Annotated in this window: 1 tRNA gene; it reads right to left on the bottom strand. The window is 41.0% G+C overall.

The annotated features are described in order from the left end of the window. Positions 1-105: 105 nt before the first annotated feature. Positions 106-196 (bottom strand) — tRNA-Ser (locus AB4384_RS23680). Between the last annotated feature and the right edge of the window lie 104 nt (positions 197-300).

Consider the following 300-nt stretch of genomic DNA (forward strand, 5'->3'; position numbering starts at 1 on the left):
ATTTTCCGGATTGGTATAAGCTGCCGCTTTGAAGTATTCAAATGTTCTTTTACCAAACTCAAGACGAAAAAAAGCCCGCTGATTTCTCAGCGGGCTTTTCAATGGTGGTGGAGGGATAGGGATTTGAACCCTAGAACCGCTATTAACGGTTGCCGGTTTTCAAGACCGGTGCTTTCGACCACTCAGCCATCCCTCCAACAAATTGTCATCAACAGATTAGTACACTGTTGAGGTTGTTATTTGCTAATGCAAGTAACGATACCTTTTGTCTTCACCTTTCAAAAAAGTGAAAATAAATTT

This window comes from Vibrio sp. 10N.261.51.A4 (assembly GCF_041471945.1).
Taxonomy (GTDB): Bacteria; Pseudomonadota; Gammaproteobacteria; order Enterobacterales; family Vibrionaceae; genus Vibrio; species Vibrio crassostreae_C.